This is a genomic window from Streptomyces sp. PKU-EA00015, assembly GCF_013387495.1.
Lineage (GTDB): Bacteria > Actinomycetota > Actinomycetes > Streptomycetales > Streptomycetaceae > Streptomyces.
In genome coordinates this window covers 111,753-126,776 of sequence record NZ_JABZEE010000035.1, presented here as the reverse complement: position 1 = coordinate 126,776, position 15,024 = coordinate 111,753, and the positions used below count along the sequence as shown (strand labels likewise).

Sequence of the window (15,024 nt, the reverse complement as noted above, 5' to 3'; positions counted from 1 at the left end):
TTTGGGATGCCCCGGAATGGAACCCGGCGGGCTCCCGGCTCGTTATCACGACGTGAGCACGACACCACCTGTTCTCGCCGCAGAGCTGGCACAGGCGTGGGCCGACATTCAGCGGCACCACCCCGAGCTGCCGGATCTTGCCGCGCCCGAGTCCCTGATCGGAGAGTCGTCGTCCGCTTGCGGCGCCGAGCTCTCCTTCGAGCGACTGCTCCACGAGGCAGTCCACGGCATCGCCGCCGCGCGAGGCGTCCGCGACACCTCCCGCGCCGGCCGCTACCACAACCGACGGTTCCTCGCGATCGCCGAGGAGATGGGCCTGGACCACGTGGAGGAGCCGCACCCAAGCAGCGGTTTCTCCCTGGTCGTGCTCAACCCCGAGGCCAAGCGGCGATACCGCCCGACGATCGAGCGGCTGCAGCGCGCGCTGAAGGCGCACACAGCAGCGACGGCCTCCGACACCAAGCGCTCCTTCCGGGGGCCGGCCGCCCGGCACGGCTCCTCGGGCGGAGGCGTGCGGGTGAAGGCCGTCTGCGACTGCGGCCGCAACGTGAGAGTGGTGCCGTCGGTCCTCGCCCAGGCGCCCATCGTCTGCGGAGGGTGCGGGAAGCCGTTCCGTATCCCGGAAGCGGTCGGCGCCGCGAGCTGACCGGCGTACCGGCGCCGGCGGCACGGCGGCGCCTGCGTGAGCGGGCGCGTCCACCCGCCGGCTCGCTTTCTCCTGCCTTCGGGGCGGCGTACCGGGGCGGTCACGGCGTGCCGGGCGGGTCAGATGCCGCGGCGTGCGTATGGCACAATGGCTAGCTGTACTCGACAGCCGCACAGGAACCCTCTCGCCTCCGGCTGACGCGTCCATCGGGCACCCGAGTACCGCAACCCCACGTGGCATCTCGTTGTGCCCAACCACGTCAAGACCAGGAGACACCACTCCCGTGGCAGTCAAGATCAAGCTGAAGCGTCTCGGCAAGATTCGCCAGCCCCACTACCGCATCGTCGTCGCCGACTCCCGTACCCGCCGTGACGGCCGGGCCATCGAGGAGATCGGCCTCTACCACCCGACGTACAACCCGTCGCGCATCGAGGTCGACTCGGAGCGTGCGCAGTACTGGCTGTCCGTCGGCGCCCAGCCGACCGAGCCGGTCCTCGCCATCCTGAAGCTCACCGGCGACTGGCAGAAGGTCAAGGGCCTGCCGGCCCCGGAGAAGCCGCTGCTGGCCCCGGCGGCCAAGGAGGACAAGCGCGCCTCCTTCGACGCCTTCGCCAAGGCTCTGGAGGGCGACGACGCCAAGGGTGAGGCCATCACCCCGAAGGCGAAGAAGGCCGACAAGAAGGCGGACGAGGCCGAGGCCGCTCCCGCCGAGTCGACCGAGGCCTGAGCATGCTCGAGGAGGCTCTCGAGCACCTCGTGAAGGGCATCGTCGACAACCCGGACGATGTGCAGGTCGCCTCGCGCAACCTGCGCCGCGGCCGCGTGCTGGAGGTCCGGGTGCACCCTGACGACCTCGGTAAGGTGATCGGCCGCAACGGCCGCACCGCGCGCGCACTGCGTACCGTCGTGGGCGCCATCGGCGGCCGTGGCATCCGCGTCGACCTCGTCGATGTGGACCAGGTCCGCTGATCGAAGGTGAATATGGATCCGGCCCCCCGGATCCCCGCAGCACCGGCTCGGGCCGGGGAGGGCTTACGGGCCCGCCCCGGCCCGTCGTCGTATCGAAGGAGACACAAGCGTGCAGCTGGTAGTGGGGCGGATCGGCCGCGCCCATGGCATCAAGGGCGAGGTCACCGTCGAGGTGCGCACGGACGAGCCGGAACTGCGGCTCGGCCCCGGCGCCGTACTGGCCACCGACCCGCCCGCCGCGGGGCCGCTGACGATCGAGTCGGGCCGGGTGCACAGCAGCCGGCTCCTGTTGCGCTTCGAGGGCGTACGCGACCGCAACGCCGCCGAGGCCCTGCGCAACACCCTGCTCATCGCCGAGGTGGACCCCGAGGAGCTTCCCGAGGACCCCGACGAGTACTACGACCACCAGCTGATGGACCTCGACGTGGTGCTCGCGGACGGCACGGAGATCGGGCGGATCACCGAGATCAGCCATCTGCCCTCGCAGGACCTGTTCATCGTCGAGCGGCCCGACGGCAGCGAGGTGATGATCCCGTTCGTCGAGGAGATCGTCACCGAGATCGACCTGGCCGATCAGAAGGCCGTCATCGACCCGCCGCCCGGCCTCATCGACGACAGCCAGGCCGAGATCGTGTCCAGCCGCGAGGAAGAGTCCTGATGCGGCTCGACGTCGTCACGATCTTCCCCGAGTACCTGGAGCCGCTGAACGTCTCCCTCGTCGGCAAGGCGCGCGCCCGAGGGCAGCTCGGCGTCCACGTGCACGACCTGCGCGACTGGACGTACGACCGCCACAACACGGTCGACGACACCCCGTACGGCGGCGGCCCCGGCATGGTCATGAAGACCGATCCGTGGGGCGACGCCCTGGACGAGGTCCTCGCGAACGGCTACGAGTCGGGCGCCCACGGCCCCGTCCTGGTCGTCCCGACGCCCAGCGGCCGCCCCTTCACCCAGGAACTCGCCGTCGAGCTCTCCGAGCGGCCCTGGCTCGTCTTCACGCCCGCCCGCTACGAGGGCATCGACCGCCGGGTCGTCGACGAGTACGCGACGCGCATGCCGGTGTACGAGGTCTCCATCGGCGACTACGTGCTGGCGGGCGGCGAGGCGGCCGTCCTGGTCATCACGGAGGCCGTGGCCCGGCTGCTCCCCGGCGTCCTCGGCAACGCCGAGTCGCACCGGGACGACTCCTTCGCGCCCGGCGCCATGGCCAATCTGCTGGAGGGGCCCGTCTACACCAAGCCCCCCGTCTGGCGCGGACGCGCGATCCCGGACGTACTGATCAGCGGCCATCACGGGAAGATCGCGCGCTGGCGACGGGACGAGGCGTTCCGCCGTACGGCCCTCAACAGGCCCGACCTCATCGAACGTTGCGACCCCGCCGCCTTCGACAAGAAGGACAGGGAGATGCTCTCCCTGCTCGGCTGGGCCCCGGAGCCCGGCGGCCGATTTTGGCGCAGGCCCGAGGCCATGGAAGAATGAGCCGCTGCTGTACGTCCGGCCGGCGCCCCTGCCACAGGGGGAACGACGCCCGCCCGGCGGAGGCACCCCTTCTCATCACGACATTCCGTCGATGACCTGTGGCATCGGCGAGGAAGCAGACCACCATGGCTCACCTGCTCGACAGCGTCAACGCGGCTTCGCTGCGCACCGACGTCCCGGCCTTCCGTCCCGGTGACACCGTGAACGTCCACGTTCGCGTCATCGAGGGCAACCGCTCCCGTATCCAGCAGTTCAAGGGCGTCGTCATCCGCCGCCAGGGCGCGGGCGTGAGCGAGACCTTCACGGTCCGCAAGGTCTCCTTCTCCGTCGGCGTCGAGCGCACCTTCCCGGTGCACAGCCCGATCTTCGAGAAGATCGAGCTCGTCACCCGCGGTGACGTCCGTCGCGCCAAGCTGTACTACCTGCGCGAGCTGCGCGGCAAGGCCGCCAAGATCAAGGAGAAGCGCGACAACTGAGCTCCGGCTCATACGCGCGCCCGGTGTCACAGGGCGGCCGGATAGGCTCTGCCACCGATGGACACCGAAGCACAGCACACGGAGCGCGACCGCTCTTCCGCACCCGACGACGGGGCGCAGGGAGAGGGGTCGCGCTCCGCGCGTCGTTCCGGGCTCTCCCGGATGTCCCTGCGCACCGCGGCGCTGACCGGTGTCGCCTGCACCGTCTTCGTCCTGCTGTTCAGCCACTTCGTGGTGCAGCCCTTCCAGATCCCGAGCAGCTCCATGGAACCCGCCCTGCAGGTCGGCGACCGGGTGCTGGTGAACAAGCTGGCCTACCGGTCCGGCTCCGGGCCGGCACGCGGAGACGTCGTCGTCTTCGACGGCAGAGGTTCCTTCGTACCCGAGGAACTGATGGAAAACCCCGTCAGTTCCGTAGTACGAGAGGGGCTCGCCATGCTCGGGCTCGCGGAACCTGCCGAGACGGATTTCGTCAAACGCGTGGTGGGCACGGGCGGGGACCGGGTGGTCTGCTGCGACACGGAGGGCAGGATCGAGGTGAACGGTGTACCGGTCGAGGAGAGATACCTCCACCCCGACGGCCTGCCCTCGGAGGTGGCCTTCGACATCGTCGTCCCCGAGGGCAAACTGTGGGTCATGGGCGACCACCGCAGCGCGTCACGCGACTCCCGGGACCACCTCGGTGAGCCGGGCGGCGGCATGGTGCCCGTGGACAGGGTGATCGGCCGGGCCGACTGGATCGGCTGGCCCGCGGGGCGCTGGTCCGGCCTGGAGCCCACCGACGCCTTCGCCGGCGTCCCGGATCCCGATCCACTGTCCGGCGGTGCCCATGGGTAACCGCGGACGCCGTGCCAGCCACCGGGCCGACACCCGGCTGCCCACCGGGACCCGGCCCACGGACGGCGCGCGGCCCCTTCCCGGCCGGGCGGAGCGGCGCAGGCTCGCGCAGAAGGTCCGGCGCAAACGCCGCCGCTCGGCCGTCAAGGAGATACCCCTCCTGATCACCGTGGCGCTGCTCATAGCCCTGGTGCTGAAGACGTTCCTCGTGCAGGCCTTCGTCATCCCGTCCGGCTCGATGGAGCAGACGATCCGCATCCAGGACCGGGTCCTGGTCGACAAGCTCACGCCGTGGTTCGGCTCGAAGCCGCAGCGCGGCGACGTCGTTGTCTTCAAGGACCCCGGCGGCTGGCTGCCGCAGGACGAGAAGCCGAAGGCCGACGATCCGGTCGTGGTCAAGCAGGTCAAACAGGTGCTGACGTTCATCGGGCTGCTGCCGTCCGACGACGAGCGCGACCTGATCAAGCGGGTCGTGGCGGTCGGCGGGGACACCGTGAAGTGCTGCGACGCGAACGGCCTCGTCACCGTCAACGGCGTGCCGCTGAACGAGCCCTATCTGCACCCCGGAAACGTTCCGTCGACCATGAAATTCGACGTGAAAGTGCCCGCCGGGCGCTTGTTCGTGATGGGCGACCACCGCTCCAACTCCGCCGACTCCCGCTTCCACCTCGACGAGGAGGGCGAGGGCACCGTGGCCGAGGACCGGGTCGTCGGACGCGCCGTCGTCATCGCCTGGCCGCTGGACCACTGGCGCAGACTGGAGGAACCGGAGACCTACGCATCCGTCCCGAACGCGCGCGCCGGAGAGACCGCGGCGGCACCGAGGTCGAATAGTGTGTCCTCTCAGGATCTGAACGGAATGGTCCTGCTCCCGAGCCCTGCGGAACTCCCGCTCGTTATGGGAGTGGTGGGCCTGTTCCTTGTACGGGGCAGGCGGTTGGCGCAGAGTGAGGAGTGGATGTGGGGGACGTGGCGGTCGGCGCACGGTCCGGACACGATGATCCCGAGGACCGGCAGGGGCGACCCCCCGAGCAGCCCTCGGACGTGACGGACGGGGCGGTGCCGGCGACCGGGGACGACGACGCGCCGGAGGGCAGCGGTACGGGACAGAAGCAGCAGCGATCCTTCTGGAAGGAACTGCCGCTCCTGATCGGTATCGCGCTGCTGCTCGCGCTTCTGATCAAGACCTTCCTGGTGCAGGCGTTCTCCATCCCGTCGGACTCGATGATGAACACGCTGCAGCGCGGCGACCGGGTGCTCGTCGACAAGCTCTCGCCGTGGTTCGGCTCCGAGCCCGAGCGCGGCGAGGTCGTCGTCTTCCACGACCCGGGCGGCTGGCTGGAAGGCGAGCCCACGCCGGAGCCGAACGTGCTCCAGGAGGTCCTCAGCTTCATCGGGCTGATGCCGTCCTCCGAGGAGAAGGACCTCATCAAGCGGACGATCGCGGTCGCCGGCGACACCGTGGAGTGCAAGAAGGACGGTCCGCTCAAGGTCAACGGCAAGCCGCTGGACGAGCCGTACATCCACCCGGGCAGCACTCCGTGCGACGAGCAGTCCTCCTTCGGGCCGCTGACCGTGCCGAAGGACCGGATCTGGGTGATGGGCGACAACCGCCAGAACTCCCAGGACTCCCGGTACCACATGGAGGACGTCAACGGCGGCTTCGTCCCCGTCGAGAAGGTCGTCGGCCGTGCGGTCGTCGTGGCCTGGCCTCTGAACCGCTGGTCCACGCTCCCCGTGCCGGACACCTTCGAGCAGCCGGGAGTGGCCGCCGCGCTCTCCTCGGCGCCGGCGGCCCTCGGCCTGGCCGGTGCCGTGCCGATCGTGCTGTGGCGCAGGAGGAGGCAGGACCGCACACCACAGGTGCGTACCGCCGGGTAGTGTGCGGTCCCGGACAGCAGACCCGGTACCGGCATCCGGGGACGGGATCTCCGAGGCGGGAGTGCTGGAATGAGCGGTGCACGACGTGAGGGCGACGGTCAGGGCCGGCTCGGGGCGGCCCTGTCGGGCATAGCCGTGGCCGTGGGCTGTGTGCTCTTCCTCGGGGGATTCGTCTGGGGCGCCCTGGTCTACCAGCCGTACACGGTCCCCACGGACTCGATGTCGCCGACCGTGCAGGCGGGCGACCGGGTCCTCGCCGAGCGCATATCCGGCGACGAGGTGCGGCGCGGTGACGTCGTCGTCTTCCGCGACACGACCTGGGGCGACATGCCCATGATCAAGCGCGTGGTCGGGATCGGCGGCGACGAGATCACCTGCTGCGACGAGGGGCGCCTGACGGTCAACGGCAAGGCCGTCGACGAACCGTATCTGCACAGCTCGGGGCCGGCCGCGGAGAAGTTCACCGCGCAGGTGCCCGAGGGCCAGCTGTTCCTGCTCGGCGACGAACGCAAGGGCTCCCTGGACTCCCGGTCCCACCTCCAGGAGGCGGGCCAGGGATCGGTGCCCCGCTCGGCCGTGGAGGCACGTGTGGACGCCGTGGCCTGGCCGCTGAGCGGCGGGGCGGTGGACCGCCCCGAGGGATTCGCCGCACTGCCCGGCGGGGTGTCCCGGCCGGGGCCGGTGGGGCTCATGGTCGCGGCCGTGGTGGCCGGAGCCGTCCTCATCGTGGGCGGCGCGGCGTACGGGCCGGTGGCCGCCCGGATCGGCGGGGGACGGCGCAAGCAGGCGGTGACCGCGGGTGCCGCATGAGGTGCCGGCCGCGGCCGGATCGCGGAAGGTCGCCCGGGTCGTGCTGCTCGACCCGCAGGACCGGATCCTGCTGATGCACGGCTTCGAGCCGGACGATCCGGCGGACGACTGGTGGTTCACCCCCGGCGGCGGTCTCGAGGGGGACGAGAGCCGCGAGGAGGCGGCGCTGCGCGAGCTGGCCGAGGAGACCGGGATCACCGAGGTGGAACTGGGGCCCGTCCTGTGGCAGCGGCACTGCTCGTTCCCGTTCGCCGGGCGGCGCTGGGACCAGGACGAGTGGTACTTCCTGGCGCGCACCACCTGCACCGATGCGGTCCCGCAGGCGCTCACGGACCTGGAGCGCCGAAGCGTCAGGGGCCTGAGGTGGTGGACCTGCGCCGAACTGTCGGCGGCCCGTGAGACGGTGTACCCGACCAGGCTCGCCGAGCTGCTGCGTACGCTGCTCGACGAAGGACCTCCGCGTGTGCCGGTGGTACTGGCCCCGGAAATCGTCTAGGGGCCCAGGACGCTGGCGCACAATAGGGGGACGCAAGGCTGAAGGGGAACATGCCATGAGCGCCGAGGACCTCGAGAAGTACGAGACCGAGATGGAGCTGAAGCTCTACCGGGAGTACCGAGATGTCGTCGGGCTGTTCAAATACGTGATCGAGACCGAGCGCCGCTTCTACCTCACCAACGACTACGAGATGCAGGTGCACTCGGTGCAGGGTGAGGTCTTCTTCGAGGTCTCGATGGCCGACGCCTGGGTCTGGGACATGTACCGCCCGGCCCGCTTCGTCAAGCAGGTCCGGGTGCTCACCTTCAAGGACGTGAACATCGAGGAGCTCAACAAGAGCGACCTGGAGCTGCCCGGCAGCTGACGGCTGTCCCCCTCCGGGTGACGGAGTTTTCCACAATCCGGCAGTTGTCCACGGTTTTCCCCCAAGATCCCCAACTCCGGGGCGGGCGTATCAGAGTCGGTGCCGGAGGTGGTGCCGGAATGAACGCGACGGGGGCACTGGGACGGTACGGCGAGGACCTGGCGGCACGGCTGCTGGTCGGGTCCGGAATGCGCCTGCTGGCGAGGAACTGGCGCTGTGGACGCGCCGGTGAGATCGACATCGTCGCCCGCGACGGCGACACGGTGGTGGTCTGCGAGGTCAAGACCCGCAGAGCCGGCTGCTACGAGCATCCGATGGCCGCCGTCACCCCGGCCAAGGCGAGGCGGCTCCGGCGTCTCGCCGACTGCTGGCTGGAGCGGTACGGAGGCCCGCCGCCGGGCGGAGTGCGCATCGATCTCGTGGGCGTGACGCTGCCCCGGCGCGGGGCTGCCGTCGTCGAGCACGCCCGGGGGGTGGCCTAGATGGGGTTCGCCCGTGCGTGTTCCGTGGCGCTCGTGGGCGTCGAGGGCGTGGTCGTCGAGGTCCAGGCGGACCTGGAGCCGGGGGTCGCCGCGTTCACCCTGGTCGGTCTGCCGGACAAGAGCCTGGTGGAGAGCCGGGACCGGGTGCGCGCGGCCGTGGTCAACTCGGGCGGCGAATGGCCGCAGAAGAAGCTCACGGTGGGGCTGAGCCCGGCCTCTGTGCCCAAGGGCGGCAGCGGATTCGACCTGGCCGTGGCGTGTGCCGTCCTGGGCGCCGCCGAGCGCGTCGACCCGCGGCAGATCGCCGATCTCGTGCTGATCGGGGAGCTCGGGCTCGACGGCCGGGTACGGCCCGTGCGCGGGGTCCTCCCGGCAGTGCTCGCCGCGGCCGAGGCCGGATACGAGCATGTGGTCGTCCCGGAGCAGACGGCCGGGGAGGCCGCGCTCGTGCCGGGGATCTCGGTGCTCGGGGTGCGCAGCCTGCGCCAGCTCATCGCCGTCCTGGCCGACGAGCCGGTCCCGGACGAGGAGCCCGCCGAGCCGGGCCGCCCCGACGCCATGCTCGCGGGCCTCCTGGTCCCCGGCGCGGGTGTCGGCACCGGACTTGCGGTCGACCGGCCGTACAGCGACGGGCCCGACCTGGCCGACGTGGCGGGCCAGCATGCGGCGCGCACCGGGCTGGAGGTCGCGGCGGCCGGCGGGCACCATCTCCTGCTCTCGGGGCCGCCCGGCGCGGGCAAGACGATGCTGGCCGAGCGGCTGCCCGCCGTCCTGCCGCCACTGACCCGGCGGGAGTCCCTGGAGGTGACGGCGGTCCACTCGGTGGCCGGCATCCTGCCGCCGGGCGAGCCGCTGGTGAGGACCCCGCCGTACTGCGCGCCGCACCACTCGGCCACCATGCAGGCCCTGGTCGGCGGGGGCAACGGGCTGCCGAAGCCGGGCGCGGTCTCGCTGGCGCACCGAGGGGTGCTCTTTCTCGACGAAGCGCCCGAGTTCTCGGGAAAGGCGCTGGACGCTCTGCGTCAGCCACTGGAGTCGGGCCATGTCGTGGTCGCCAGGAGCGGGGGAGTGGTGCGGCTGCCCGCCCGGTTCCTCATGGTGCTCGCCGCCAATCCCTGCCCGTGCGGGAGGCACACCCTGCACGGCGCGGGCTGCGAATGCCCCTCGTCCGTGATCAGGCGGTACCAGGCGCGGCTGTCGGGGCCGCTGCTCGACCGGGTCGACCTGCGGATCCAGGTCGAGCCGGTGAGCCGCTCCGACCTGCTCGGCCACGGCGGGCGCGGCGAGTCCACGGCGATGGTCGCCGATCGCGTACAGGAGGCCAGACAGCGGGCCGCCGCCCGCCTCGAGGGCACGCCGTGGACGGTCAACAGCGAGGTGCCCGGCCATGAGCTGCGCACCCGCTGGACCGTCGCGCCCGGGGCCCTGGGCGCGGCCGAGCGGGACGTGGAGCGCGGGCTGCTCACGGCGCGCGGTCTCGACCGGGTGCTGCGCGTCGCGTGGACGATCGCCGACCTCGCGGGACACGACCGGCCGGAGGCACAGGACGTCGCCCTCGCTCTCGAACTGCGCACGGGCATCACCAGGGGCGTTCCGGCCGTCGCGGGGGCGGCGCGGTGACGGGGGCGCTGCGACGAGACGGCACCGGGGGCGTCCCGGACCAGGACACTCCGCCGAGCGGGCCGGGGCCGGAGGACGAAGCGGAGCGGGTGGCGCGGTCGGCGCTGACGCAGATCCTGGAGCCGGGCGACGAGAAGGGCGGCCGCTGGCTGAGGGAGTTGGGCGCGCAGGGACTGCTGGCGCTGCTGATGTCGGACGCGTGCGGGAAGGGGGCGCTGCCGGGGGCGACCGAGCGCCGGGTGACCGGGCTGCGTGCCCGTGCCGCCGGGGTCGTGCCGGGGCAGCGGCTGGCGGCGATCCGCGCGCTCGGGGGCAGGTTCGTCATGCCGGGGGACACGGAGTGGCCGACCCAGCTCGACGACCTCGGTGACGCCCGCCCCGTCGGCCTGTGGGTGCGGGGGCGGTCCGACCTGCGCACCTGGGCACTGCGGTCGGTGGCCGTGGTCGGAGCCCGGGCCTGCACGCAGTACGGGGCGCACATGTCGGCCGTGCTCGCCACCGGGCTCGCCGAGCGGGGCTGGGTGGTGGTGTCCGGGGCGGCCTTCGGCGTCGACGGCGCGGCGCACCGGGGCGCGCTGGCCGCCGGTGGTGCCACCGTCGCCGTTCTGGCCTGCGGGGTCGACGTCGTCTATCCGCCCGGTCACACGGAACTGATCAAGCGCATCGTGCAACAGGGGCTCGTCGTCGGCGAGTTGCCGCCCGGAGACCATCCCACGCCGAGCCGGTTCGTCCTCCGGAACCGAGTGATCGCCGCGCTCACCCGCGGCACCGTCGTCGTCGAGGCCGAGTACCGCAGCGGCTCCCTGGTCACCGCCCGCAGGGCGCAGCAGCTCGGACGCCTCACGATAGGCGTTCCCGGGCCCGTGACCAGCGGTCTGTCGGCCGGAGTCCACGAACTGCTGCGCGGCGGCGCCGTGCTCGTCACCGACGCCGCCGAAGTGGTCGAGCTCGTGGGTGACATGGGCGAACTCGCGCCCGAGCGCACCGGTCCCGTCCTGCCCAGGGATCTGCTGGATCCCCGCAGCAGGCGGGTCCTCGAGGCGCTGCCCGCGCGGCGTGCGGTCTCCTGTGGTGAGGCCGCTCGGTGCGCCGGTACGACGGACGACGAGGCGCTCGGCAGGCTGTACGAACTGCACTCGCTCGGCTTCGTCGAGCGGTGCACGGAAGGGTGGAGGTTGACGTCTCGCGCCATTCGCGGTTCGAACGCGCGGCGAGGCGATGCTTGACCTGGAGCATTCGGGTGAAAAGGTGAAGGCGATGACCTTCGGAGTCCCGTGCGTGACGCCTGAGGGGCCGGTGCGCAGGGCATCGGCCCCGAATCGAAGGTGTGGGCGAGGGCGAATACCCGGGCAGGTCCCTTCCACTTCCCTCGCCCACCGCGACGGCGTAGTCACGCTACGCTCACCGGGTTCCGGCCTCGGCCGCCCCGTCCCGCCCCCTCACAGCAGAACGGCTCAAGACAACGCATGCCCCAGCACACGTCCGGGTCTGACCGCGCGGCAGTGCCACCTGCGGCCCGTGGCACCGTGCGGCCCTCGGCTCCCTCGTCGGTCGAGGAGCTGTGGCGGTCGTACAAGGCCACGGGTGACGAGCGGTTGCGGGAGCAGTTGATCCTGCACTACTCGCCGCTGGTCAAGTATGTGGCGGGCCGCGTCAGCGTGGGGCTGCCGTCCAACGTCGAGCAGGCCGATTTCGTCTCCTCCGGCGTCTTCGGGCTCATCGACGCCATCGAGAAGTTCGACCTCGACCGGTCGATCAAGTTCGAGACGTACGCGATCACCCGCATCCGGGGCGCGATGATCGACGAACTGCGGGCGCTGGACTGGATCCCGCGCTCGGTGCGGCAGAAGGCCCGTGCCGTCGAACGCGCCTACGCCACGCTGGAGGCCCAGCTGCGGCGCACGCCTTCGGAAGCCGAGGTCGCCGCCGAGATGGGCGTCCCGGTCGAGGAACTGCACGCAGTTTTCAGCCAGTTGTCCCTGGCCAACGTCGTGGCGCTGGAAGAGCTGCTGCACGCGGGAGGCGAGGGGGGCGACCGGCTCAGCCTCATGGACACACTGGAGGACACGGCGGCGGACAACCCGGTCGAGGTCGCCGAGGACCGGGAGCTGCGCCGGCTGCTCGCCCGGGCCATCAACACCCTGCCCGAGCGGGAGAAGACCGTCGTCACGCTCTATTACTACGAAGGACTCACCCTGGCCGAGATCGGCCATGTCCTCGGGGTCACCGAGAGCCGCGTCAGCCAGATCCACACGAAGTCGGTCCTGCAACTGCGGGCGAAGCTGGCCGACGTAGGACGTTGACGCCGAGTCGTCCGGGCCGCATCCGTACAGTGGAGGCGTGCCCAGGATTCGAGCGGCCTCCGTGGCCGAGCACCGGACGATGCAGCGAGGCGCCCTGCTGGACGCCGCGCGCTCCCTCCTGTCCGAAGGCGGCACGGAGGCGCTGACCTTCCCCGCACTCGCCGAGCGCACGGGTCTCGCGAGGTCCTCCGTCTACGAGTACTTCCGCTCGCGCGCCGCGGTCGTCGAAGAGCTGTGCGCCGTGGACTTTCCCGTGTGGGCGGCGGAGGTCGAGGCCGCGATGGACCGCGCGGACACGCCCGAGGGCAAGGTCGAGGCGTATGTGCGCCGGCAGCTCGACCTGGTCGGCGACCGGCGCCACCGGGCGGTCGTCGCGATCTCCGCGAGCGAGCTGGACGCCGGAGCGCGCGAGAAGATCCGCGCCGCCCACGGAGGCCTGATCGCGATGATCGTCGAGGCGCTCCGGGAACTGGGCCAGGAGCAGCCGCGGCTCGGCGCGATGCTGCTGCAGGGTGTCGTGGACGCGGCGGTCCGCCGGATCGAGCTCGGAGCGGCCGAGGACCCGGCCACCGTCGCGGACGCGGCGGTCGCGATGGCGCTGCGCGGCGTCCGGGGCTGAGGCGTCGGCCGCGGGCTACGGGAGTCGGCGGGCTACGGGAGCGGTACGCCGAAGACCGGGAGCAGCCTGGACGGCGGGCGGCGCAGTAACGACGGCGGCAGCAGGCTCAGCGGATTCAGGTACTCCGTGCCCCGCAGCAGGCCCCAGTGCAGGCACCCCGCGGCGCAGTGCGCCGGCCCCGCTTCGATCGTCGCCACGACCTGGCCCGCGGTGACCTCTTCGCCCTTGTCCACCAGGGGGCGGACCGGTTCGTACGTGGTCCTCAGCGGCGGGTCACCCGTATCAGTGAGGCTGATGACCAGTACGCCGCGGTTCGCGACCCGGCCGGCGAAGGCGACCCGGCCGGCAGCCGCGGCGCGGACGGGGGTGCCGGGCCGGGCGGCGAGGTCGACGCCACGATGCCCGGCGCCGTAGGGCGAAGCGGGCGGCGCCCAGCCCCGCACGACGACGGGCCTGGGCGCCCCGACGGGCCAGCTCCGGGCCCCGCCGTTCCCGCCGGCTTCCTCCGACCGTGGACTCGCCGGCGCCTTGGCTCCGAGAGCCGGCTCGCGAGGCGTCATTACGGGGCGTCGCAGGGCCGCCCCTCCCCGTGCCCACGACACCCCTGTCCCCGCAGGCGCGTCCGACCCGACCGTTGCACCCGCACCCGGGCCCCGTGGGGACGACGACGCGAGCAGCGCCAGCAGGAGCAGGAGCAGGACGGACAGGGCGCGGCGCGGGTGCCTTGCGGGAAGTGCGCAGTTCATGGGGGACACCGTCCCGCGCGCCGCCCGAGCCGCGGTGATCTCGGCCCTGAACTGTGGACAACCGGGTGGTTGTGGACAGCGCCGTCACCCGGGACGTCATGGGTCCCGTACACTTCTTCTGGCGATCCGGGTCACCGGGTCGACTTCGCACGCCCCGCCACCCACCCCTCAGCGGTCGGTGGCCGCGCTCCTCGGTCCCTTGCGGCACGGCGCGTCGGGGCGTCAGGACACAACCGAGAACCCAAGGAGATACGGCCATGGCCGTCGTCACGATGCGGGAGCTGCTGGAGAGCGGCGTCCACTTCGGTCACCAGACCCGTCGTTGGAACCCGAAGATGAAGCGCTTCATCTTCACCGAGCGCAACGGCATCTACATCATCGACCTGCTCCAGTCGCTGTCGTACATCGACCGCGCCTACGAGTTCGTCAAGGAGACCGTCGCGCACGGCGGCTCCATCATGTTCGTCGGTACGAAGAAGCAGGCCCAGGAGGCCATCGCCGAGCAGGCGACGCGCGTCGGCATGCCCTACGTCAACCAGCGCTGGCTGGGCGGCATGCTCACCAACTTCTCCACCGTCTACAAGCGTCTGCAGCGCCTCAAGGAGCTCGAGCAGATCGACTTCGAGGACGTGGCCGCCTCCGGCCTCACCAAGAAGGAGCTCCTGGTCCTCTCCCGCGAGAAGGCCAAGCTGGAGAAGACCCTCGGTGGTATCCGTGAGATGCAGAAGGTGCCGAGCGCCGTCTGGATCGTCGACACCAAGAAGGAGCACATCGCCGTCGGTGAGGCGCGCAAGCTCCACATCCCGGTCGTCGCGATCCTCGACACCAACTGCGACCCCGACGAGGTCGACTACAAGATTCCGGGCAACGACGACGCGATCCGCTCCGTCACCCTGCTCACCCGCGTGATCGCCGACGCCGTCGCCGAGGGCCTCATCGCCCGCTCCGGCGCCGCGACCGGCGACCAGAAGCCGGGCGACAAGGCCGCCGGCGAGCCGCTGGCCGAGTGGGAGCGCGACCTGCTCGAGGGCGAGAAGAAGGCCGACGACGCCGAGGCCAAGCCGGCCGAGGCCGCTGCCGAGGCTCCGGCCGCTGAGGCTCCGGCTGCCGAGGCTCCGGCTGCCGAGGCTCCGGCCGCTGAGGCTGAGGCTCCGGCCGCCGAGGCCGAGCAGGCCTGACCTACGGCCTGACCTTCACAGGTTCGGTTGACGACGGCGGGGGCGTGCAGCCCCCGCCGTCCACCCGTAGATCTTCCAGATCTTCGTAGATCTTTCAGACTTCGAGAGAGAAACTCAG

General features: G+C 71.4%; 18 protein-coding genes and 1 pseudogene. 18 read left to right on the top strand and 1 reads right to left on the bottom strand.

Translation table 11 applies throughout. From position 1 onward, the window contains the following. Positions 1-52: 52 nt before the first annotated feature. The 17 genes and pseudogenes from HW130_RS22085 to HW130_RS22005 all read left to right on the top strand — a co-directional run bounded on the left by HW130_RS22085 (position 53) and on the right by HW130_RS22005 (position 12,982). Positions 53-646, top strand: coding sequence for a hypothetical protein (locus HW130_RS22085; RefSeq protein WP_177151401.1), 594 nt, complete (start codon positions 53-55; stop codon positions 644-646). Between the two features lie 283 nt (positions 647-929). Next, positions 930-1,373 carry a 30S ribosomal protein S16 gene (rpsP, locus tag HW130_RS22080; protein ID WP_177151400.1) on the top strand — a complete coding sequence of 148 codons (444 nt, stop codon included), beginning with the start codon at positions 930-932 and terminating at the stop codon, positions 1,371-1,373. A 2-nt stretch (positions 1,374-1,375) separates the two neighbouring features. After that, entirely contained in the window at positions 1,376-1,615 is a 240-nt protein-coding gene (locus HW130_RS22075) for an RNA-binding protein (protein ID WP_005311361.1), read from the top strand. A 109-nt stretch (positions 1,616-1,724) separates the two neighbouring features. Continuing rightward, positions 1,725-2,273 carry a ribosome maturation factor RimM gene (rimM, locus tag HW130_RS22070; protein WP_177151399.1) on the top strand — a complete coding sequence of 183 codons (549 nt, stop codon included), beginning with the start codon at positions 1,725-1,727 and terminating at the stop codon, positions 2,271-2,273. Continuing rightward, a complete protein-coding gene (trmD, locus tag HW130_RS22065) occupies positions 2,273-3,094 on the top strand; it encodes a tRNA (guanosine(37)-N1)-methyltransferase TrmD (RefSeq protein WP_177151398.1) in 822 nt (273 codons plus the stop codon). The genes rimM and trmD overlap by 1 nt, the downstream gene beginning before the upstream one ends. Positions 3,095-3,219: 125 nt before the next feature. Next, complete coding sequence (rplS, locus tag HW130_RS22060) at positions 3,220-3,570, top strand: 50S ribosomal protein L19 (RefSeq protein WP_177151397.1); 351 nt, start codon at positions 3,220-3,222, stop codon at positions 3,568-3,570. Between the two features lie 57 nt (positions 3,571-3,627). Beyond that, complete coding sequence (lepB, locus tag HW130_RS22055; protein ID WP_177151396.1) at positions 3,628-4,407, top strand: signal peptidase I; 780 nt, start codon at positions 3,628-3,630, stop codon at positions 4,405-4,407. Beyond that, positions 4,400-5,474, top strand: a pseudogene (gene lepB, locus HW130_RS22050) (signal peptidase I); the annotation flags it as partial. The gene lepB (HW130_RS22055) and the pseudogene lepB (HW130_RS22050), both read left to right, overlap by 8 nt. Then, the gene (gene lepB, locus HW130_RS22045) at positions 5,452-6,288 is read left to right on the top strand and encodes a signal peptidase I (RefSeq protein ID WP_375256569.1); all 837 of its coding nucleotides are present in this window, start codon (positions 5,452-5,454) and stop codon (positions 6,286-6,288) included. The pseudogene lepB (HW130_RS22050) and the gene lepB (HW130_RS22045), both read left to right, overlap by 23 nt. Positions 6,289-6,357: 69 nt before the next feature. Continuing rightward, entirely contained in the window at positions 6,358-7,098 is a 741-nt protein-coding gene (gene lepB / locus HW130_RS22040; protein WP_177151395.1) for a signal peptidase I, read from the top strand. Beyond that, the gene (locus tag HW130_RS22035) at positions 7,088-7,594 is read left to right on the top strand and encodes an NUDIX hydrolase (protein ID WP_177151394.1); all 507 of its coding nucleotides are present in this window, start codon (positions 7,088-7,090) and stop codon (positions 7,592-7,594) included. Before lepB (HW130_RS22040) ends, HW130_RS22035 begins: the two co-directional genes overlap by 11 nt. 55 nt (positions 7,595-7,649) lie before the next feature. Continuing rightward, positions 7,650-7,958: a DUF2469 domain-containing protein gene (locus HW130_RS22030; RefSeq protein WP_005311352.1), complete on the top strand. Its 309-nt coding sequence runs from the start codon at positions 7,650-7,652 to the stop codon at positions 7,956-7,958. Positions 7,959-8,077: 119 nt separating this feature from the next. Beyond that, on the top strand, positions 8,078-8,440 hold the full coding sequence (locus tag HW130_RS22025) for a YraN family protein (RefSeq protein ID WP_177151393.1): 363 nt from the start codon (positions 8,078-8,080) through the stop codon (positions 8,438-8,440). Then, complete coding sequence (locus HW130_RS36085; protein WP_177151392.1) at positions 8,441-10,060, top strand: YifB family Mg chelatase-like AAA ATPase; 1,620 nt, start codon at positions 8,441-8,443, stop codon at positions 10,058-10,060. After that, complete coding sequence (dprA, locus tag HW130_RS22015; RefSeq protein WP_177151302.1) at positions 10,057-11,286, top strand: DNA-processing protein DprA; 1,230 nt, start codon at positions 10,057-10,059, stop codon at positions 11,284-11,286. Before HW130_RS36085 ends, dprA begins: the two co-directional genes overlap by 4 nt. Positions 11,287-11,526: 240 nt before the next feature. Continuing rightward, positions 11,527-12,363: an RNA polymerase sigma factor WhiG gene (gene whiG, locus HW130_RS22010; protein WP_177151391.1), complete on the top strand. Its 837-nt coding sequence runs from the start codon at positions 11,527-11,529 to the stop codon at positions 12,361-12,363. A 61-nt stretch (positions 12,364-12,424) separates the two neighbouring features. Continuing rightward, positions 12,425-12,982, top strand: coding sequence for a TetR/AcrR family transcriptional regulator (locus HW130_RS22005; RefSeq protein WP_177151448.1), 558 nt, complete (start codon positions 12,425-12,427; stop codon positions 12,980-12,982). 32 nt (positions 12,983-13,014) lie between these two features. Here the strand turns inward: HW130_RS22005 and HW130_RS37010 are convergent, their stop codons facing one another. Beyond that, positions 13,015-13,425 (bottom strand): peptidoglycan DD-metalloendopeptidase family protein, encoded by a 411-nt coding sequence (locus tag HW130_RS37010; protein ID WP_375256566.1) that lies wholly within the window; start codon positions 13,423-13,425, stop codon positions 13,015-13,017. A 560-nt stretch (positions 13,426-13,985) separates the two neighbouring features. Between HW130_RS37010 and rpsB the strand changes: the two genes are divergently transcribed. Continuing rightward, positions 13,986-14,906, top strand: coding sequence for a 30S ribosomal protein S2 (gene rpsB, locus HW130_RS21995; RefSeq protein WP_177151389.1), 921 nt, complete (start codon positions 13,986-13,988; stop codon positions 14,904-14,906). Positions 14,907-15,024 lie beyond the last annotated feature (118 nt).